The 20,038-nt window shown below is 68.9% G+C and carries 12 protein-coding genes and 1 pseudogene; 8 read left to right on the top strand and 5 right to left on the bottom strand.

The window, feature by feature from the left end; all coding sequences use genetic code 11:
* Positions 1-26: 26 nt before the first annotated feature.
* The gene (locus BM252_RS20900) at positions 27-2,924 is read left to right on the top strand and encodes a two-component regulator propeller domain-containing protein (RefSeq protein ID WP_139236647.1); all 2,898 of its coding nucleotides are present in this window, start codon (positions 27-29) and stop codon (positions 2,922-2,924) included.
* Positions 2,925-2,976: 52 nt separating this feature from the next.
* Here the strand turns inward: BM252_RS20900 and BM252_RS20895 are convergent, their stop codons facing one another.
* Positions 2,977-3,738 (bottom strand): hypothetical protein, encoded by a 762-nt coding sequence (locus BM252_RS20895; RefSeq protein ID WP_093389609.1) that lies wholly within the window; start codon positions 3,736-3,738, stop codon positions 2,977-2,979.
* A gap of 392 nt (positions 3,739-4,130) precedes the next feature.
* Here BM252_RS20895 and BM252_RS20890 point away from each other — a divergent pair, with 392 nt between their 5' ends.
* Entirely contained in the window at positions 4,131-4,526 is a 396-nt protein-coding gene (locus tag BM252_RS20890; RefSeq protein WP_245774364.1) for a GNAT family N-acetyltransferase, read from the top strand.
* Here BM252_RS20890 and BM252_RS20885 read toward each other — a convergent pair.
* Positions 4,523-5,881 (bottom strand): MBL fold metallo-hydrolase, encoded by a 1,359-nt coding sequence (locus BM252_RS20885; RefSeq protein WP_093389607.1) that lies wholly within the window; start codon positions 5,879-5,881, stop codon positions 4,523-4,525. The two genes, BM252_RS20890 and BM252_RS20885, sit on opposite strands and share 4 nt — an antisense overlap.
* Positions 5,882-6,191: 310 nt before the next feature.
* Between BM252_RS20885 and BM252_RS20880 the strand changes: the two genes are divergently transcribed.
* Both BM252_RS20880 and BM252_RS20875 read left to right on the top strand, forming a co-directional pair.
* Positions 6,192-8,375 carry a TonB-dependent siderophore receptor gene (locus BM252_RS20880; RefSeq protein WP_245774363.1) on the top strand — a complete coding sequence of 728 codons (2,184 nt, stop codon included), beginning with the start codon at positions 6,192-6,194 and terminating at the stop codon, positions 8,373-8,375.
* 19 nt (positions 8,376-8,394) lie between these two features.
* Entirely contained in the window at positions 8,395-9,579 is a 1,185-nt protein-coding gene (locus tag BM252_RS20875; protein WP_093389716.1) for a PepSY-associated TM helix domain-containing protein, read from the top strand.
* 102 nt (positions 9,580-9,681) lie between these two features.
* Here BM252_RS20875 and BM252_RS20870 read toward each other — a convergent pair whose 3' ends face one another.
* The gene (locus BM252_RS20870) at positions 9,682-10,608 is read right to left on the bottom strand and encodes an alpha/beta fold hydrolase (RefSeq protein ID WP_174900606.1); all 927 of its coding nucleotides are present in this window, start codon (positions 10,606-10,608) and stop codon (positions 9,682-9,684) included.
* A gap of 181 nt (positions 10,609-10,789) precedes the next feature.
* Between BM252_RS20870 and BM252_RS20865 the strand changes: the two genes are divergently transcribed.
* A complete protein-coding gene (locus tag BM252_RS20865; protein WP_093389605.1) occupies positions 10,790-12,220 on the top strand; it encodes an aldehyde dehydrogenase family protein in 1,431 nt (476 codons plus the stop codon).
* 177 nt (positions 12,221-12,397) lie between these two features.
* On the opposite strand, the gene BM252_RS20860 is transcribed toward BM252_RS20865, so the two are convergent.
* Both BM252_RS20860 and BM252_RS20855 read right to left on the bottom strand, forming a co-directional pair.
* Positions 12,398-13,756 carry an aminotransferase class V-fold PLP-dependent enzyme gene (locus BM252_RS20860; RefSeq protein WP_217429939.1) on the bottom strand — a complete coding sequence of 453 codons (1,359 nt, stop codon included), beginning with the start codon at positions 13,754-13,756 and terminating at the stop codon, positions 12,398-12,400.
* On the bottom strand, positions 13,753-16,164 hold the full coding sequence (locus BM252_RS20855; protein WP_093389604.1) for a TonB-dependent receptor plug domain-containing protein: 2,412 nt from the start codon (positions 16,162-16,164) through the stop codon (positions 13,753-13,755). Before BM252_RS20855 ends, BM252_RS20860 begins: the two co-directional genes overlap by 4 nt.
* 427 nt (positions 16,165-16,591) lie before the next feature.
* On the opposite strand from BM252_RS20855, the gene BM252_RS20850 reads away from it, so the two are divergent.
* The 3 genes and pseudogenes from BM252_RS20850 to BM252_RS20840 all read left to right on the top strand — a co-directional run.
* On the top strand, positions 16,592-18,310 hold the full coding sequence (locus BM252_RS20850) for a methyl-accepting chemotaxis protein (protein WP_093389714.1): 1,719 nt from the start codon (positions 16,592-16,594) through the stop codon (positions 18,308-18,310).
* Between the two features lie 1,274 nt (positions 18,311-19,584).
* Positions 19,585-19,689, top strand: a pseudogene (locus BM252_RS32245) (PEP-CTERM sorting domain-containing protein); the annotation flags it as partial.
* Positions 19,690-19,804: 115 nt separating this feature from the next.
* The coding region (locus tag BM252_RS20840; protein ID WP_245774373.1) for a transposase domain-containing protein at positions 19,805-20,038 on the top strand (234 nt) is incomplete at its 3' end.

Here is a 20,038-nt window from a genome sequence, read left to right as displayed (position 1 = left end):
CGTTCATCGCCAGGTGTTGGCGGACCTTGCTGACATTGCTGTTATTTAGCCAATGTTGCGGCGCCTTCGCGGCGGCGGCGGGACCGGAGAAGGCGCTCAGCCAGTACAAGCTGGACGGATGGCAAACCGAGCAGGGTTTGCCGCAGAACGCCGTCTCGGCGCTGCAACAGACCAGCGACGGCTACCTCTGGGTCGGCACCCTGGGCGGCCTGGCCCGCTTCGACGGCGTCCGTTTCACCACCTTCGACCCCGCCGAGTTCGCCGACATCGCCTCGCTGCCGGTGATGGGCTTGATGCAGGACGCCCAGGGCACGCTGTGGATCGGCCACAACAAGGGCGCGGCGCGCTACCGCGACGGCAAGTTCGAGCGCGCCTTCGCCGCCCCGGCCAAGGCCGACCAGCGCGTCTGGTCCTTCGCCCAGGACCGCGCCGGGGTGGTCTGGGCCGCCACCAACCACGGCCTGGCGCGCTGGGAAAACGGCCGCGCCACCTTCTACGGCAAGGCCGCCGGCCTGCCCACCGAACGCCTGCGCGCGCTCGCCTTCGACCGCGACGGCGTGCTGTGGATCGGCACCTCGGGCGGCGGACTGGTGTCCTACTCCGCCGGGCAGTTCCGCGTCTTCAACCCGGCCAACGGCTTCCCCCACCTGCAGGTGCGCGCCGTGCTGGCCGACCCGGCCGGCGGCGTCTGGGCCGCCACCGCCGGCGGCGGGCTGGTGCGCGTGCGCCAGGGCCAGTTCAAAACCTACACCGTGGCCGACGGCCTGCCCACCGACCAGTTGACCGCGCTGGCGCGCGACGCCCGGGGCCAGTTGTGGATCGGCACCTGGGGCGGCGGCGTCAGCCGCATGGTCGGCGAGCGCTTCAGCTCCCTCGCCAGCGCCAACGGGCTGGCCGGCGACCATGTCTGGTCGCTCCAGGCCGACGCCCACGGCGAAGTCTGGATCGGCACCTGGGTCAGCGGCCTGGTGCGCCTGCACGAGCGGCCGTTCGACTGGCTGGGCGTGCCGGAGGGCCTGTCCAACGACAATATCCGTTCCGTGCTGCACGCCCGCGACGGCGTGACCTGGCTGGCGACGGCCGGCGGCGGCCTCAACCGCATCGAGGGAAACACCGTCACCACCTTGGGCAAAAAACAGGGCCTGCCGTCGGACGAAATCTCCAGCCTGCTCGAAACGCGCGACGGCGCCCTCTGGGTCGGCAGCTACACCGCCGGCGCCGCCCGGCTGGCGCAGGGCCGCGTCGCCGTCTACGGCAGCGCGCAGGGCCTGCCCAGCGCCGAGGTGCGCGTGCTGTTCCAGGACCGCCAAGGGACCATCTGGGCCGGCACCCAGTCCGGCCTGGCCCGCTTCACCGGCGCCGGCTTCGTGCCGCTGCGCGAGGCCGGCGCCCCCACCGGCAGCGTGGCCGCCATCGCCGAGGAGCGCGACGGCACGCTCTGGTTCGGCACCGCCGGCGAAGGCCTGGCACGCTACCGCGGCGGCGTGTTCAAGACCCTGGGCACGGCCGACGGCCTGCTGTCGAATTGGATCATGTCGCTGCACCTGGACAGCGCCGGCAGCTTGTGGATAGGCAGCAACGGCGACGGCCTGAACCGCCTGCGCGACGGTCGCCTGAGCAGCATCCGCCCGGCCGACGGCCTGTGGGACGGCACCTGCCTGGGCATCCTCGAGGACGGCGCCGGCCAGCTGTGGGTGACCAGCAACCGGGGCTTCTTCCGCGCCGCGCTCAGCGAACTCAACGCCTTCGCCGACGGCCGCGCCGGCAAGGTCGCCAGCACCGGCTACGGTCCCGGCGACGCCATGCGCAGCACCACCTTCGCCGGCGGCCTGCAGCCGGCCGGCGCGCTCGACCAGGCCGGCCGCCTGCTGCTGCCGTCCACCAAGGGGCTGGTGATCGTCGACCCGCGCCGCCTACCGCCGGCCGAGCGGCCGCCCGGCACGCGCCTGGAGCGGGTGCTGGTGAACGGCGGCGGCAGCGGCCGGCCGGCGACGGCCGGCCTGACGCTGCCGCCCGGCGCGGCCACGCTGGCCATCCAATACAGCGCGGTGACCCTGCTCGACGCCGAGCGGGTGCGCTTCCGCTACCAGATGGAGGGCTTGACGCGCGACTGGATCGACGCCGGCATGAACCGCGAGGTGTCCTTCCCCGCCCTGTCGCACGGCGTCTATCGTTTCCGCCTGCGCGCCTCGCTGGACGGCAAGCGGTGGAGCGAGCCGGGGCCGGCGCTGGCCATCGTCATCCAGCCCTTCTTCTACCAGACCACCTGGTTCGCCGTGCTGCTGACCGGCGCCACGCTGGCCGTGCTGCTCGGCCTGTTCCGCCTGCGGCTGCACCGGCTGCGCCTGCGCCAGGTGCACATGGAGCGGCTGGTGGCGCAAAAAACCGAGGCGCTGCGGCAGGCCAACGAGCACCTGTCGCGCCTGTCCTTCCTCGACGGCCTGACCGGCCTGGCCAACCGCCGCCGCTTCGACCAGGTGCTGCGCGAGGAATGGAGCCGCGCCTGCCGCGCCGGCACGCCGCTGGCCCTGATCATCGCCGACATCGACTATTTCAAGCGCTACAACGACGCGCTCGGCCATCCCGAGGGCGACCGCTGCCTGGCCGCCGTCGCCGGCGTGCTGATCAGCCATGCCCGCCGCGCCGCCGACCTCGCCGCCCGCTACGGCGGCGAGGAGTTCGTCATGCTGATTCCCGGCGTCGACCAGGCCGCCGCCCTGCTGGTCGCCGAGTCCCTGCGCGCCGCCTGCGAGGCGCTGGCGATCGCCCATCCCGATTCGCCGGTGGCGCCGGTGGTCACGCTCAGCCTGGGCGTGGCGGTGTGCATCCCGTCGAACGAGGCGGCGATGCCGTCCCTGTTGCGCGACGCCGACACGGCGCTCTACCGCGCCAAGCACGAGGGCCGCAATCGGGTCCGCGGCTAGGCGCCGCGCTGGCGCCGCCTGGCCGCCGGAACCGTACAGCGCCGGGCCGCTGTCAACCCGGCAGCAGATGCCTGAAGGTCGGCTCGATGTTTTTCGCGTGCAGGAACCGCACGATATCCTCCAGCGTGGCGTCCTTCAACAACAAGCCGTCCGGCGCCACGGCGCGTTGCGCCACCGCCACCGCCGCAGGCCTCGTCTCGACGCCGGGCGCCGCACCTTGCGCCCGCCGCAGCGCCTCCATGGCGTGCAGGAACTGCGCCGTGGCGATGCTGTGCAAGCCCTCCAGGAAGGCGCTCTGCGCGGCGAACGGCGGCGCCATCTCCAGCCCCGACTCGTCGGCGAAGGAGGCGCCCAGGCCCGGATGGATGAACGCCGCCCACCTGCCGCTGGCCTGGTGCAGACAGGGCGGCAACTCGACCGGCGCGGCGGCCGCGTCGGGCCGCAGCGGCATGTCCGGGAAGTAGGCGTTGTGCAACAGCTCGAGGAACTGTTGTATCTGAGCCACGGGCGCCGGCGTCTCCAGCGACAGCCACAGCGCGTAGCCGTTGGCGCCGGAAATGCTCACCGCCGGCGCCGGCAGGCCAAGCTGGGCCTGCAAGGCTTGCGCCACTTCGCACAAGCGGCGCCAATGCTCGCCGTCCTCCCGCTCGGCCATTCTATCGAAGGGGATGACGATGGCGCGCGCCAGGCCGTTGTCGCCGCTCAGGCTGACGGCCTGGCTGCTCAGCCCCTGCACGTTTTGCGCCAGCAATTGCGGCGACAGCGCGCCCGCCGGCAGGTATAGCCGGGTCAATTCCGAAATCAATTTTTGCATCTATTTCCTCAAAGTCACACCAGGCGGGGCCGCCTGCCGTCCGCGCGGCACCACAATTCCCCGGTCGATCCCGGCATTCTGACACATGCGGAATCGCCACAGGATGGCCGGCCCTGCGGCAGCGCCATCATTGCCGCCGCCGCGCGGCGGAATGCAGCCGGAAAAGTGCTGCCACCAGGACATTGTTCTTACCGAATTGATAAATCGGCCGTTGGTGCCAGAAACAATTGATACAAATCGACGCTTGTTGTGCGCGCCGCCGCCGTCTAGGCTGATCGAGGCGTCGCTCCCCGGCCACGCCCGGGCATTACTATTCCTTAGCGAAAACACCAGGCATGTTGCATCCAAATCTACGGTTCGAAGCCTTGTCCAATCCACCCAGCAACAAGGCCTTGCAGGCCTGGCGCAAGGATGCCGGCTGGACCGTCCCGGCTGGCCCCACGGGGCCACAACATCCCATGGGCCGGGTGCAATGGGTCAGCGTGCTGCTTGGAAAACAACAGGCCGGCATCGCCATGCTGGAGCTGGCGCCGCCGGAGTTTTGTTATGTCGCCGATATGATCATCGCCAGCCGATTCAGACGGCGCGGCATCGGCAGCTGGTTCCTTGCCGCGATCGAGCAATACGCCCTCGGCCACGGCAGCAAGCGCCTGCTGTTGCAGGCGGTGGCGGGCACCGAGGCGTTCTACGCCGCCAGACAATTCGTCAGCGACCCATACGTGCCCATCTTCCTGAAAAAGGACTTGCCCATACTCCAGCGCAAAGTGTTCAGCGCCGGACCCGGCTAGCCGGCGGGCCGCCCGCGCTGCTTCAAGCGGCGCAGCTGCGCCGCCTGGTAGGCGGCGAAGCCGTCGTTGAACAGGCAACGGATCAAGGGATCGTCGAGCACGTCGGCCGCCGCGAGTTGCGCCTCGATCTCGGCGCCGAACACCACGTCGTTGATGCGCATGTACATCGAGGTGAGCGACTCGCCCAACGCCAGCCCGGCATACAGTTTCGCCAACGGGATCTCGGTGGTCCAGGCCAGCGGCTCGGCGGCCTGTTCCAGGCGTTCGATGGCGTCGCCCTCCAAGCGGTAGTGGAAATGCCGGCCCGCGCCCGCGTGGTCGTAGACCGACAGGCGCCACAGGCGGGGCGATTCGAAATAGCTGTCTTCCGGCAATTCCATCTCGCGGTACTTGTCCAGCAGGCCGGCCTGGCAATACGCCAGCACCAGCTCGGTTTGTGCCGCCGTCAAGGCCGGAAAGCGGCAGGCGATGGACGCCGTGCTCGGCGCCGCCAGGTCCGCCCGGTACTGGTAGTCGACGTCCTGCTCGCCGACCGGCAACACCCAGCCCAGCGGCGCGGCCGGCCGGATGCTGTCGCGGTCCAGCAACATCGACACCGACGGGTTCAGCCTGACCACCCGCGCCTTCGGCAGCGCCGCCTCGACCTCGCGCTGGAACTGGCGGTAGGTGATCGGGAAGAAGGCTTGGTTGTACCAGGACCAGGGCTCCTGCACGAATTGGCAGGAACTCGGCACCACATAGCGCGGATCGAGTACCGCCAACTCCTCCAGCCAGTCCTCCGGCAGGGTCGGCGCCGCCGGCTCGGCCCGCGACGGCGACAGCACGGCGATCTCGCGCATGGTTTGGAACGGCCACAGCACCATGTCCCACGGCGCGAACTTGGCCAGCTCGGTCAAGGCGTCGGGCGAAATCCAGGAATCGACGACGTTGAGCACGTTCAAGCCGGCCGCCCTGACCTGGAACATCGAATCGACGTCCGCGTCGAGCGCCTCGCGCGGAATCACCTCGAACGGCCCGACCCGCACCGGCTGGTTGACCCGCAGCGGCTGGACGTTGACGAAGCCCAGCTCGCGCAGCATCGCGAACAACTCGTCGAACAGGCAGTAGAGATAGATCGGCGTCCCGCGGTACAGCAAATCCAGGCTCTCCAGCGAGCAATGGTCGTCGTGGAAGTGCGAGATGAACACGGCCGCCAGTTTCAGCTCGCGGATCTGCGCGTGGTCGAAGCGCACGTCGGGGAAGGCGTGGCAGTTGCGGCTGAAGGGATTCTCGAAAATCGTGTCGAAGGCGATCAGCGTCTGCTCGCATTCGAAAACGTAGCCGGCGTGGAGGATGCGGGATATTTTTAATGTCATGGGTTCGGCTGTGTTGGGGGCGGTTCGCGGCGGCGGCGCGCGCGCCGACAAGAGCCAAAGGGCAAATTATGACCGCTCCGCGTCTTTCCGCACAGCCAAAGCGCCAGACCGGGCCGAATCCGTGCAACCTCGAGCGAACGCGCGCCGCACCGGCGCCGGATGTGCATTGCAACATGCACGGCGACTAGCTATAATGAGAATAATTCGCATTCCCATATGAATGCCTCCCGTATCCGTTTGCCAGCCAGGTCGCAATCTCCCAGCCAGTGACGCCTCATCCTTAGACGCCACCCCACGCCAGGAGTTTTGCATGCCGCGCCGTATCCGCTCGTCCGCTTCCGCCCCATCCGCCGCCCCGTCCGCCGCCCCGTCCGCCGTCTCCCGCCGCCGCTCGCTGCGCCTGCAACCGCTCAGCCTGGCCGTCTCGCTGGCGCTGGCCCAGGCCGGCGGCCACGCCGCCGCCGCCGAAGCGGACGCCGCGCCGGAGGCGGCCATGCCGATGGTCACCGTCAGCGGCAGCAACGGCGACGGCGCCCGCTACGCCGCCAGCGGCGCCTCGGCCAGCAAGCTCGACATCTCCCTGCGCGAGACGCCGCAGTCGATCTCGCAGATCAGCCGCGCGCGGATGGACGACTTCAAGCTCAACAGCGTCAACGACGTGCTCGCCGCCACCACCGGCGTGACGGTCGAAAAGGTCGAGACCGACCGCACCTACTACACCGCGCGCGGCTTCGACATCGTCAACTTCCAATACGACGGCGTCGGCATCCCCTTCGTCTTCGGCAACGTCATGGGCGACCTCGACACCGCCGTCTACGAGCGCATCGACGTGGTGCGCGGCGCCAACGGCCTGAGCGCCTCGACCGGCAACCCCTCGGCCACCGTCAACTACCTGCGCAAGCGGCCCACGGCGCAGCTGCAGGCCAGCGCCGAGCTGAGCGCCGGCAGCCGGGGCAAGCGCCGCGCCGAGGCCGACATCTCGGCGCCGCTCAACGCCAGCGGCAGCGTCAAGGGCCGCGCCGTGCTGGTGCAACAGCAGGCCGACTCCCACCTCGACCGCTACCACAGCGAGAAGACGGTCGGCTACGCCATCGTCGAGGCCAAGCTGGCCGCCGAGACCGTGCTCAACATCGGCCACATCAGCCAGGACAACAAGACCAAGGGCGGCATGTGGGGCGCCCTGCCGCTGTATTACACCGACGGCAGCCGCACCGACTACGCCGTCGGCACCAACACCTCGGCCGACTGGTCGCGCTGGGACACCCGCAACAACACCAGCTTCGTCGAGCTGAACCAGGGCCTGGGTGGCGACTGGCTGCTCAAGTCCACGCTCAGCCACAGCAACCTGGCCTCGCGCGGCAAGATGTTCTACGTCTACGGCGTGCCCGACAAGGCCAGCGGCACCGGCCTGTTCTCCTACCCCTCGATCTACCGCGCCGACAACCGCCAGACCGTGCTCGACGTCAACGCCAGCGGCAAGCTCGCGTTGGGCGGCCGCCAGCACGAGGTGTCCGTCGGCGCCAGCTGGTCGCGCTCGCGCCTGAACGACCTCTCGCTCTACGGTCGCGGCCGCAATACCCCGCTGAGCACGGCCGACGACTTCACCGGCGCCTATCCGGAGCCGCTGTTCGACGACGGCAGCGACGGCAGCCGGTACGAGGACAAGCGCAAGACCGTCTACGCGGCCGTGCGCCTGAACCTGGCCGACCAGCTCAAGCTGCTGGCCGGCTTCAACTCCACCAAGGCCGACTCCAGCGGCACCGCCTACGGTGTCAGCGCCTACAAGAAGGCCAGCAAGACCACGCCCTACCTGGGCGCCGTCTACGACCTAGCGCCGAACCTGAGCGGCTATGCCAGCTACACCAAGATCTTCAATCCGCAGAGCGAAGTCGACAGCCGGGGCCAGCCGCTCGACCCGGTGATGGGAAGCAACGCCGAGCTGGGCCTGAAGGCCGACCTGCTCGAGCACAAACTGTCGGCCACGGCCGCCGTGTTCCGCGTCAAGCAAAACAACACCGCCGAGCAGGCCGGCACGATCAACGGCCGCAACTACTACCGCGGCATCAACGCCGAGTCCACCGGGGTCGAGCTGGAACTGTCCGGTCAACTGGCCAGGGGCTGGACCGCCAGCGCCGGCATGACCCGCTTGTCGATCAAGGACGGCGCCGGCCAGGCCACCCGCGTCTACGTGCCGCGCACCTTGCTGCGCAGCAGCACCAGCTACCGCCTGGCCTCGCTGCCGGCGCTGAAAATTGGCGCCAGCCTGAACTGGCAAAGCGAGGCCAAGCGCGCGCCGGAGGACGGCTTCGTCGCCCGCCAGCCGGCCTACGCCGTGCTCGGCCTGATGGCAAACTACGAGATCGGCAACAACGTCAGCGTCGCGCTCAACCTCGACAACGTCACCGACAAGAAGTACCTGAGCAGCCTGTACTGGAACCAGGCCTACTACGCCGCGCCGCGCAGCGCCAGCGCCAGCGTGAAGTGGACCTACTAAGGTGACGGCGATGAGATCCCTGCGTCCCGCCCTGGTCGTCGTGCACCGCTGGTTCGGCCTGGCGGCGGCGCTGTTCCTGTTCATCGCCGGCGCCACCGGCGCGCTGATCTCCTGGGACCACGAGCTCGACGCCCTGCTCAACCCGCAGTTGTTCAGCGCTAACAGCGGCAACGCCGGCCTGGCGCAGATCCCCGGCGCCGAGCTGGCCAGCCGGCTGGAGGCGGCCGAGCCGCGCCTGCGCGTCGGCTACCTGCTCACCGAGGTCGAACCGGGCCACACCTCGCTGCTGTCGGTCGAGGGCCGCGTCGACCCGGCCAGCGGCAAACCCTACGAGCTGGGCTACAACCAGGTCGCCGTCGATCCCGTCACCGGCCAGGTGCAGGGCCGGCGCGAATGGGGCCAGGTCTCGCTGAGCCGCGAGAACCTGCTGCCCTTCCTCTACAAATTGCACTACACCATGCACATCCCGCCCGGCTGGGGCATCGAGTTCGGCGTTTGGCTGATGGGCCTGATCGCCATCGTCTGGGTGCTCGACTGCTTCATCGCCCTCTGGCTGTCCTTCCCCAATTGGCGCAGCTGGCGCAAGTCCTTCGCCTTCCGCTGGGGCCAGGGCGGCCACAAGCTCAACTTCGACCTGCACCGCTCCGGCGCCGTGTGGATCTGGGCGCTGCTGCTGATGGTGGCGATCACCTCGGTGTCGATGAACCTGAACGGCCAGGTGGTGCGGCCGCTGGTGTCGGCCGTCTCCACCCTGAGCGCCAGCGCCTTCGACAGCCGCCAACCGCAGCCGCCGGAGAAACCCATCGAGGCCGTGCTCAAGCGCGAGCAGATCATGGCCCTGGCCAAGGCCGAGGCGCGCAAGCGCGGCTGGACCGAGCCGGCCGGCGGACTCTTCTACTCGTCGGCCTACGGCGTCTACGGGGTGGGCTTCTTCGCGCCCGGCAACGACCACGGCGACAGCGGCCTGGGCAACCCCTGGCTCTACTTCGACGGCAAGGACGGCAGCCCGGCCGGCGACAGCGTGCCCGGCAGCGGCAGCGCCGGCGACATCTTCATGCAGGCCCAGTTCCCGCTGCATTCGGGCCGCATCATCGGCCTGCCCGGGCGCATCATCATGTCCACCCTGGGCCTGCTGGTGGCGATGCTCAGCGTAACCGGCCTCATCATCTGGCTGCGCAAGCGGCGCGCCCGCGCGCCGCGCTGACGGACCTGGCCGCCGCGCGGGCGTTGAGGGTCAGACCCTAGGGTCTGACCCTGAACTGACGCACGCGCTGATGCTACTGTTTGGGCCTTGTAAGCGGTGGCGTCACAAAGCGGCGCGGAAGCGCAGATAGTCGTCGGCGCTCTGCTGCGGCCGCTCTATCATCGGCAGGTGGCCGACGCCGGGCATGACGATCAGCTGCGAGCGCGGCAGCAGTTTCTGCAGCACGGCGCCGCTGTCGACGTGGATCACCCGGTCCTGATCGCCCCAGACGATCAGCGTCGGCGTGGCCAGGCCCTTGACCCGGCCCTCCAGCGAGTCGGCGGTGAACTGCTTGAAGATCTTCTCGGCCAGCGCCGCGTTGCGGATCGGCTCCTGCGCCATGGCCTTGACGATGGGGCCGGGCACGAAGGGCGGATCGCTCATCACGAAGGCGATGGTCTCGGCGAACTCGGCCTCGTTGTGGGCCACCAGCGGATTGCGCCCGGTGGTCACGTAGATGTCGCCCAGCTCGCTGCGCGGCGCGCTCCACACGCCGGCCGGATCGAGCAGCCACAGGCTGGCCACCTCGTCCGGATGCAGCACCGCGTAGCTCATGGCGATCTGGCCGCCCATCGAACTGCCGCCCAGGTGCAGGCGGCGCAGGCCCAGCGCCTGCGCCAGCGCGCGCACCCGCTCGGCCTGCGCCGCCGGCATGTAGTCGGCCCCGTCCGGACGGGACGACTCGCCGAAGCCGGTCAAGTCCGGCACGATGACGCGGTAGTGCGGCGTCAACTGGCGCGCCACGCGCAGGAAGTTGTCCTTGTTGGCGCCGAAACCGTGCAACAGTATCAAGGGCTCGCCCTGGCCACCCTCCAAATAGGCGCTGTGCAGGCCGCCCGGCAGGTCGACCTCCTTGCGCACCAGGCCGGCGCGCTGGCGCTCCGCCTGGATGGCCAAACGGGCCGCCTGTTCCGGCATCGCGTAGACGAAACCGGTGCCAGCCACCACCACGGCGACCACGCCGCCCAACAACCATTTCAATGCGCGCATTCCTTCTCCCGAGTCAATAAGCTGTCAAAACTGTAACATACTTCAATCTTCAAGTGAAATCCGTCACCATCCCGCCACAGCCGCGCCGGCCTGACTGTTTTCGCAAGGTTTCATATCGCAAAATCCGGCAAAACGTGGATAATGCCGACACCCCCACTTCCTTCAAGAAAAGCGGACAACCATGAAACAGAACTACATCAACGGCGCCTGGATCGACGGCGCCACCTCGGCAGCCAACATCAACCCCTCCAACACGGACGACGTCATCGGCCACTACGCCCAGGCCGACGCGCAGCAGGCCGAGCTGGCCATTGCCGCCGCCGCCGCCGCCGCGCCCGGCTGGGCACTGTCGAACGTGCAAATGCGCGCCGACGCCCTCGACAAGATCGGCAGCGAGATTCTGGCCCGCAAGGAGGAACTGGGCATCCTGTTGTCCCGCGAGGAAGGCAAGACCAAGCCCGAAGGCATAGGCGAAGCGGCCCGCGCCGGCGCCATCTTCAAATTCTTCGCCCAGGAATGCCTGCGCCTGCGCGGCGACAAGCTGCCCTCCGTGCGGCCCAACCTGGACGTGGAGATCACCCGCGAGCCGGTCGGCGTGGTCGGCATCATCGCGCCGTGGAACTTCCCCATCGCCATCCCGGCCTGGAAGATCGCCCCCGCCCTGGCCTACGGCAACTGCGTGCTGATCAAACCGGCCGAACTGGTGCCCGCCAGCGCCTGGGCGCTGGCCGAGATCATCAGCCGCGCCGGCCTGCCGCCGGGCGTGTTCAACCTGGTCATGGGCCGTGGCAGCGTGGTCGGCCAGGCCCTGCTCAACGACCGCCGCGTCAACGCCATCAGCTTCACGGGCTCGGCCGCCACCGGCGCCAAGGTGGCCCAGGCCGCCATCGGCCGCATGGCCAAGGTGCAGATCGAAATGGGCGGCAAGAACCCGATGATCGTGCTCAACGACGCCGACCTGGCCAACGCCGTCAACTGCGCCGTGCAAGGCTCCTTCTTCTCCACCGGCCAGCGCTGCACCGCCTCGAGCCGGCTGATCGTCGAAAAAGGCATCTACCCGGCCTTCGTCGCCGCCGTCAAAGAGAAGCTGGCGACGCTGACCATCGGCGACGCGCTCGCCGCCGGGGTCGACATCGGCCCGGTGGTCGACGCCAGCCAGCTCGAGCAGGACATGGAATACATCCGCATCGGCCGCGACGAGGGCGCCACGCTGGCCTTCGGCGGCGAGCGGGTCGCCTGCGCCACTCCCGGCTTCTTCCTGCGCCCGGCCCTGTTCACCGACTGCAGCAACGACATGCGCATCAGCCGCGAAGAGATCTTCGGCCCGGTCGCCAGCGTGATCCCGGCCGACAGCTACGAGCACGCCCTGGCCCTGGCCAACGACACCGAGTTCGGCCTGTCGAGCGGCATCTGCACGACGTCGCTGAAGCACGCCAGCCACTTCAAGCGCCACGCCCAGGCCGGCATGGTGATGGTCAACGTGGCCACCGCCGGCGTCGACTACCACGTGCCGTTCGGCGGCACCAAGGGCTCCAGCTTCGGCTCGCGCGAGCAGGGCACGTACGCCGCCGAGTTCTTCACCACCGTCAAAACCGCCTACTGCGGCGTGTGAAGTAGACGCAGCAACCGCAACCGCGCAACCGGGGTCAGCAACCGGGGTCAGTGCCGACATTCGGACACAGCCTCGGCAGTAAAGATGTCTGGCTGTGGTTGAGCTCGTGTCCGAATGTCGGCACTGACCCCGCCGTGCGCGGTGCACCATGCTGCGGTCGGACGGTCTGCTGGGCCCTTAGCCCTGCTTGGCGACTTTATGTAACGCCGCCACTAGGCGGTCGACCTGCGCCTCGGAGGTGAACAGCGACGGCGTCACGCGCACGCAGGCGCCCGAGGCCAGGCCTTCACGGTGGATGGTGAACACGCCGTGCTCCACCACCAGCCGCTTCATCAAGGCTTGGTTCTGCGCCGCCGTCGCCTGCCCCTTCAGACGGAAGGCGGCGATCGCGCTGCTCAAACGCGGGTCGGCCGAGGCCAGCAGCTCGATGCCGGCGATGCCGCGCGCGGCGTCGACCCAGCGGTTGCGCAGCCGCTGCAGCCGCGCCTGCTTGTTGGCCACGCCGATGCGCTGGTGCACCTCGAACGCCAGCGGCAGCGCCAGGAAGGCGGCGAAGTTGGCCGTGCCGGTGTGCACGCGCGTGCGCACGTCGTCGCCGTCCTGCTCGCCCATGTAGGGATCGATGTCGCGCACCCGGCCGCGCTTGATGTAGACGGCGCCCACGCCGACCGGCGCGCCGATCCACTTGTGCAGGTTGATGCCGGCGAAGTCGGCCTGCAGGTCGGGAATGCGCATGTCCAGTTGGCCGAAGCCGTGCGCGGTGTCGACGATCACGTCGACGCCGCGCTGGCGCGCCATGCGGCTGATCTCGGCGACCGGCAGTTGCATGCCGTTGCGGTGGTTGACGTGGGTGAGCAGCATCATCTTCAGGCGCGGATGGCGCGCCATCGCCTTGGCGTAGCAGTCGATCACGCCTTCGTAGCTAAACGGCTCGGGCAGATTAATCGACACCACCTCGACGCCACGGCGCTGCTTGAGCCAGCGCATGGCGGCGATCATGGCGTCGTAGTCGACGTCGGCGCACAGCACGGTGTCGCCCGGCGCCAGCCGGTTGTAGCCGCCGATCAGCGCCTGCAGCGCCTCGGTGGCGCCACGGGTCAGCACGATCTCGTCCAGCCCGACGCCCAGCGCGGCGGCGGCGCTGGCCCGCACCGCCTCGAACTCGGCCGGGAAGTCCTTGCGGGCGTACCACGCATTGTCGTGGTTCACCTTCGCCGTCAGCCCCTGGTAGGCTTGCAGCACGGGCCGCGCCATCGCGCCCCAGTAGCCGTTCTCCAACTGCACGACGCGCTCGGTGACGTCGTACTGCGCGGCCACCTCGGACCAGTAGCCTTGGTCGGCCGCCAGCGCGGCCGGCGTCACGCCGGCCGGCGCGCGCGGCACGGCGGCCGCCAACTGGGCCGCCGAGGCGCCCGCCTCGAACGCTGGCGCCGCCGGAGTGACCGGCGTGACCGGCGCGGCGCCCGCCAAGGCCGGCGCCAAGGGCATCAGCGCCCCGGCGCACAGCCAGTGGCGGCGTTGCTGATCGACGCTCAAAATTTCACCTTGTATTCGACGTATAAATTGCGCCCGTCCGTATCGTAGGGCGCGTTGCGCGAGTAGATCAGGCCACGGCTGGCCTGGAAGGTGGCCTCGTCGGGGTATTTGTTGAGCACGTTGTCGATGCCGAAGCGCAGTGTGTGCATGGCCTTCACCTTGAAGCTGGCCGCCAGGTCGAGGAACTGGATCGCGCCGAAGCGCTGGAAGATGTCGCCGCTGGCGTTGCCGGTGCTGTCGGTCCAGGCTCCATAGTGTCGCACCCGGCCCAGCAGATTCCACTGCGCGAGGTCATAGGTGGCGCTGAAGGTGGCCTTTTGCCGTGGCAGGCGCTGCTCGAAGATGGTGCGCTGGGCGGCGTTGGTGGCCAGGCTGGTCGAGCCGCTGTCGACCTTGGTGGTGTTGTAGTTGTAGGCCGCCGTCAGGTTCAGCTTGCCGTCGCCCAGCCGGCTCAGGTGGCTGCCGACCAGGTCGACGCCACGGGTGGTGGTGTCGAAGTCGTTGGTGAAGTAGCTGACCGAGCTGTAGCGCAGCGGGTTGGGCGTGCCGGCCGGCACGGCGAAAGCGGCCGAGGTGCTGAAGCGGTCGCTCAGTTTGATGTGGTAGAAGTCCAGGGAGCCGGAGAAACCGGCCGCGCCCTTCCACGTCAGGCCGGCCGAGAAGTTCTTCGACTGCTCGGGCTTGAGCGGCTTGGCGCCCAGCAGCACCGCCAGCGGGTCGCCGGCGGCCAGGCGGCCGGAGGTGAAGATCTGCAGCGTCTTGGTGTCCAGGCCCTGGCCGGTGCTGTTGGTGTTGAGCTGGCCCGGCGTCGGCGCGCGGAAGCCGGTCGAGTAGGAGCCGCGCACGGCGAGGTCCGGCGTGACCGTGTAGCGCGCCGACAGCTTGCCGTCGGTGGTGCTGCCGAAGGCGGCGAAGTGTTCGTAGCGGGCCGCCGCGCCAACGTTCAAGCGCGCGCTCAGCGGCAGCTCGACGTCCAGATAGGCGGCGTAGCTGTCCTGGCCCCAGCGGCCGGCCTGGCGCTCGCTGAAGCCGGGCGCGCCGTTGGCGTTGGCCTCCAGCCCGGCGGCGGCGCCCGGCCCCACCGCGTAGGCGGCCGCGTCGCCGGCCTTGACGCGGTAGGTCTCGTTGCGGAACTCGGCGCCGAAGCCGACGTTGACCGGCCGCGCCAGCGCCGCCACGCTCCACTCGTAGTTGAAGTTGGCGTTGGCGATCTTCTCTTCCTGCGCCAGCTGGCCCAGGTAGAACGCGGTCGGGCTGGCCGAGCCGAGCGAGGCGTTGATCGAGTTGGCCAGATGGTAATCGATGCGGTTGCGGCCATAGGAGGCGCTCAGGTCCCAGTTGAAGTTGTCGCTGAACTGGCCGCGCAGGCCGGCCACCAGTTGCAGGTCGTCCTGTTCGTTGCGGTACTGCGGGCTGAAGCCGGTCGGGTAGATGCTGCGCAGGTCCCAGCCGGGGAACACGCTGGTGGTCTTGAAGGCGCCGCTGGTGGTGTCCGGGTTGCGCCAGTTGAAGTCGGAGGTGCCGTCGCTGGCGCCGAACAGGCCGTGGCCGTACAACACCGTCTCGCCGCCCAGCGGCACGCTGCCGTTGAAGCCGGCGCGCTTGCTGTCGAGCTCGGGCTGGCCCCAGCGCTGCACCGGGTTCGGCACGTTCAAGCTCGGATGGGCGGCCTGGAAGGCGATGGCGTCGGCGCGCTGGCGCGTGCGCGAGGTGGGCTCCGACTTGCCCAGCTCGGCGAACAGCATCACGCGGCCGCCGTCGCCGATGGCGAAGCCGGTCTTGGCGTTGAACTCGTAGCCGGCGCCGTCGCCCTCCGAATAGCGCGAATGGCGCAGCGCCAGCTCGCTGCCGAGCGAGTCGTCGAGGATGATGTTGATGACGCCGGCGATGGCGTCCGAGCCGTACTGGGCCGAGGCGCCGTCGCGCAGCACCTCGATGCGCTTGATCGCGCTGGTGGGAATTTGCGCCAGGTCGGGCGCCTGCGCGCCGCGCGCGCCGAGCAAGGCGCTGCGGTGGAAGCGGCGGCCGTTGACCAGCACCAGGGTCTGGTCGGGCGACAGGCCGCGCAGCGTGGCCGGCCGCACGAAGACCTGGCCGTCGGCCATCGGCAGGCGCTGCACCACATAGGACGGCACCAGCTGGGCCAGGATGTCGTTCAGGTCGGACGACTCGACGGCGCCGATGTCCTCGCGGCTGAACACGTCGACCGGCGCCATGGTGTCGAACTGGGTGCGGTTGGCGCCGCGCGTGCCGGTGACGATCACCGCCGCCGGCGTGTCGGCCTGGCCGTCGCGCGCCACGGCGCCGGCCGGCGCCGCGTCGGCCGCCTGGGCCTGGTGCGCGCACAGCAGCGCGTTGAGGGTGAGCAGCGCGGCGGCGCTGGCGAGCTGGGTACGTTGGAAGGTCATTGCGCTATTCTTTGCTGTAGACATAAAGGAAACCCGGGGGTTCTGCGAGGGACGGTGGCCGCTGGCATCCATCAAGTGGTGAGGCCACCGGCATGGTATGCAATCCGTGTTTCAACAGTATGACTTGCAAGCGAATAGCATGTGGAAATTTTGACAATTCATTCACATCGGCGGGACGCCGTGCGGCGCACCCGGCCAGCGCATGCCGGTCTAGCCGGGGCGCGCTGATGATACGTTTCAGTAAATCTTGCTTCCGTCAAGAACTGCAATTAGTGTTGTTACTCTACAAAGAAATATTGCTAGATCTGCAAAGCGCTCGCTGCTACACTTGCTCGGCCCGGAGGAGACGCCGGGTTGCACAAGGAACGCCAATCAGCGGCCCGAGCCGGCGATGGCGACGACAATGGACAACAACAATAAGCGCCCAATGAATATCGCAAACATCAAGATCGGCTACCGGCTGACCATCGCTTTTTCCCTGACAACACTGATGCTGGCCGTGGTGGTGGGCATGGGCGCGGCCGGCCTGCGCCGCACCGGCGCCGAGATCGAACAGACGGTGCACCTGCGCTATGACCAGATCAGTCTGCTCAACCAGTTGAAGGACGCGCTGGAAAGCCAGGCGGCCGGACTGCGCGACCTGCTGCTGGCCGGCGACTCCGAGCAGGCCGAGCAACTGGCCCGCATCGAGCACAGCGGCAAGGCGGTCGAGCAGCTGCTGGCCCGCTACGACGCCCTGCCGGCCGTGGCCGCGCCGCATACGGCGCAGGCCAACGGCGCAACGCCGCAGGCGGCGCTGCGGGACGCCCGCGCCCGCTACCTGCCGGGCCGCGATAAGCTGCTGGCCATGGTGCGCGGCGGCGAACGCGACCGCGCCGTCGCCCAGCTCTACCAGCAGGCCGGCCCGGCCCACGCCGCCGCCAAGGCCGCGCTCGACCAGCTGATCGCCGTGCAGGTGGCGCAGATGCGCGCCGGCGGCGCCGAGGCCTCGCAGCAGGCGCGCACCTTCGCCACGGCGATGATCGCGCTGGGCGTGGCCGGCGGCCTGCTCAGCCTGTTCACGGCCTGGTATATCACGCGCGGCATCGTGCGCCCGATCAAGCACGCCGTGCGGGTGGCGCGCACCGTCGCCGGCGGCGACCTCAGCTCGCAGATCGAGGTGCGCTCGCGCGACGAGATCGGCCAGTTGTCGCAGGCGCTGCGCGAGATGAACGCCAGCCTGGTCGGCATTGTCGGCGAGGTGCGCGGCGGCACCGACACCATCGCCACCGCCTCGGCCGAGATCGCCGCCGGCAACCTCGACCTGTCGGCCCGCACCGAGCGCCAGGCCGGCGAGCTGGCGGAGACCGCCTCGTCGATGGAGCAACTCACCGCCACCGTCAAGCAAAACGCCGCCAACGCCGAGCAGGCCGACGCGCTGGCCCGCTCGGCCTCGGCGGTGGCCGGCCGGGGCGGCGCCGTGGTCAGCCAGGTGGTCGGCACCATGGCCAACATCAACACCGCTTCGCGCAAGATCGTCGACATCATCGGCGTCATCGACGGCATCGCCTTCCGCACCAACATTCTGGCGCTCAACGCGGCGGTCGAGGCGGCGCGCGCCGGCGAACAGGGCCGTGGCTTCGCCGTGGTCGCCAACGAGGTGCGCGTGCTGGCCCAGCGCTCGGCCGCCGCCGCCCACGAGATCAAGGCGCTGATCGGCGACTCGGTGGCCCAGGTCGACGCCGGCGCCCGCCTGGTCGACCAGGCCGGCAGCACCATGGACGAGATCGTCGCCAGCGTGGCGCGGGTCACCGGCATCATGGGCGAGATCGCCGCCGCCAGCCGCGAGCAGCTGTCCGGCATCGAGCACGTCAACCAGGCCATCGCCTCGATGGACCAGACCACGCAGCAGAACGCGGCGCTGGTCGAACAGGCCACGGCGGCCGCCTCGACCATGCAACAGCAGGCCGCCCACCTGCTCGGCGCGGTCGGCGTGTTCAAGCTGGGCGCGGCGGCGGCGGCAACACCAGCCGGCGCCGACGGACGCGGCGCCACCGGCCCGCGCGGCGTCGCCAGCGTGACGACGCTGCAAAGCCAGCGCGGCCGTCAGCGCCTGCTGCCGGCGCCGGCCGTCGCGCCACGCCAGCGCGCCGGCGGCGTCGAATAAAAATTGCATCGACTCAATAGTTGCTTTTTGTTGAGCATTTCCATGGTGGCAATTTTAAAACATGGCACGATCGACTCTCCCGCCACCACCGGAGATCGCCATGTCTTCCACCGAGTTCCCGCCCTCGCCGCCCCGGCAACCTGCGGTCCCGCGTGAAAATGCACAAAAGGCAAGAAAATGGATTTATCTTGGCAAATATTTAAGCGTACTCAAGTGACAATCGATATAATATTGGCAATTCCAGCCGCCGCCCCAAGGCGCCGGCGCCGGCCGACATTCATTCATTCACCACGGAGAACCGCATGCGCACCAGCAAAACCGAGTCCAAACACCCCTTCAGCGCCGCCCGCCTGAGCTGCCTGGCCATCGGCGCCGCGCTGAGCTGCCTCAGCCCGGCCGCCCTGGCCCAGGTCAGCTCGATGGTCGCCAACGGCAACTACTCCTACGACGGCAACGCCAGCACCGCGCTGGTCGACAGCTTCCCGGCCAACAGCAGCGGCAGCGTCGACGTGCTCAACTTCAGCAACGGCGCCGGCCGCAGCGAGACCGGCCTGCACAGCTACGGCGACGTCAACGGCAGCTTCGGCAGCCGCGCCTCCGGCGCCGGCATCTACGCGGTCAATGGCGGCTTCAAGATCGTCCAGTCGTTCACCAACACCAGCGCCGTCGCCCAGCTCGGCAGCTTCCACTTCCAGATCACCCCCGGCGCGCTGCACAACAGCATCGGCAGCGCGCTGACCGGCAACCAGTACGTCGAGGCCGGCCTGAGCTTCAACTTGCAGCGCGGCTCCAATTCGGTGTGGAACAGCGCCGCCTGGCTGCGCAGCGACGCCGGCGGCACCAGCTTCACCAGCATCGGCGACGCCTCGCTGTACACCGGCGGCGACACCTTGTACACCGTGAACGGCCTGTCGCGCGACGTCGACCTGGGCGTCATCAACGCCGGCGAGACCATCCAGCTGACCTACACCCTCAGCACCGCCGCCAACGGCAACACCGTCGCCGGCCCGGACCGCTGGGTGCCGCCGGGCGACTTCGTGGTGCCCGAGGGCTGGAGCAGCTGGGACGGCTGCACCCGCGGCATGGCCGCCGCCTCGATGTCGACCGGCGGCTGCGGCCTCGAGCCGGGCGACGTCATCCACACCGACGGCCACTGGGTGGCGGGCGACGTCAGCGGCTCGCACGCCAGCTCGGGCGATCCGTTCCGCCTCCAGCTGGCGGACTACGGCATCGGCTTCAACGTCGACAGCGGCGGCAACACCCTGGGCGAAGTCAGCCTGTCGCCGGTGCCGGAACCGACCACCTACGCCATGCTGTTGGGCGGCATGGGCCTGATGGGCCTGATGGCCGCGCGCCGCCGCCGCCGCGACGGCCGCTGAGCGTCGCCTTTAGCTGGCCGCAGGGTCAGACCCTCGGGTCTGACCCTAATGCCGTTGACTTAAGCAATCGATAGCGGTTGTAAACGCGTTTTCGTTGTGTTAACTTCTCGGCATGATGCTATCCGATGCCATACTGTTCGCCAATGAAGTGCCTGATCCGTTCGACTGGAACCGATTCGGCGAGCATTTACCTTACGAAATGATTGAAGCCGCACTGGCCGAACATGGCAAGGCCAGCATTCGCCGCCGCCGTCTGCCGGCCCAGCAAGTTGTTTGGCTGGTTATTGCGCTGGCGCTGTATCGACATCGCTCCATCGCTGAGGTGCTGGGGGAGCTGGATTTGGCGTTG

The sequence above is a fragment of the Rugamonas rubra genome (genome assembly GCF_900114705.1).
Classification (GTDB): Bacteria; Pseudomonadota; Gammaproteobacteria; order Burkholderiales; family Burkholderiaceae_D; genus Rugamonas; species Rugamonas rubra.
The sequence above is the reverse complement of the archived record's forward strand: the minus strand, read 5'-3'. Positions and strand labels throughout refer to the sequence as shown.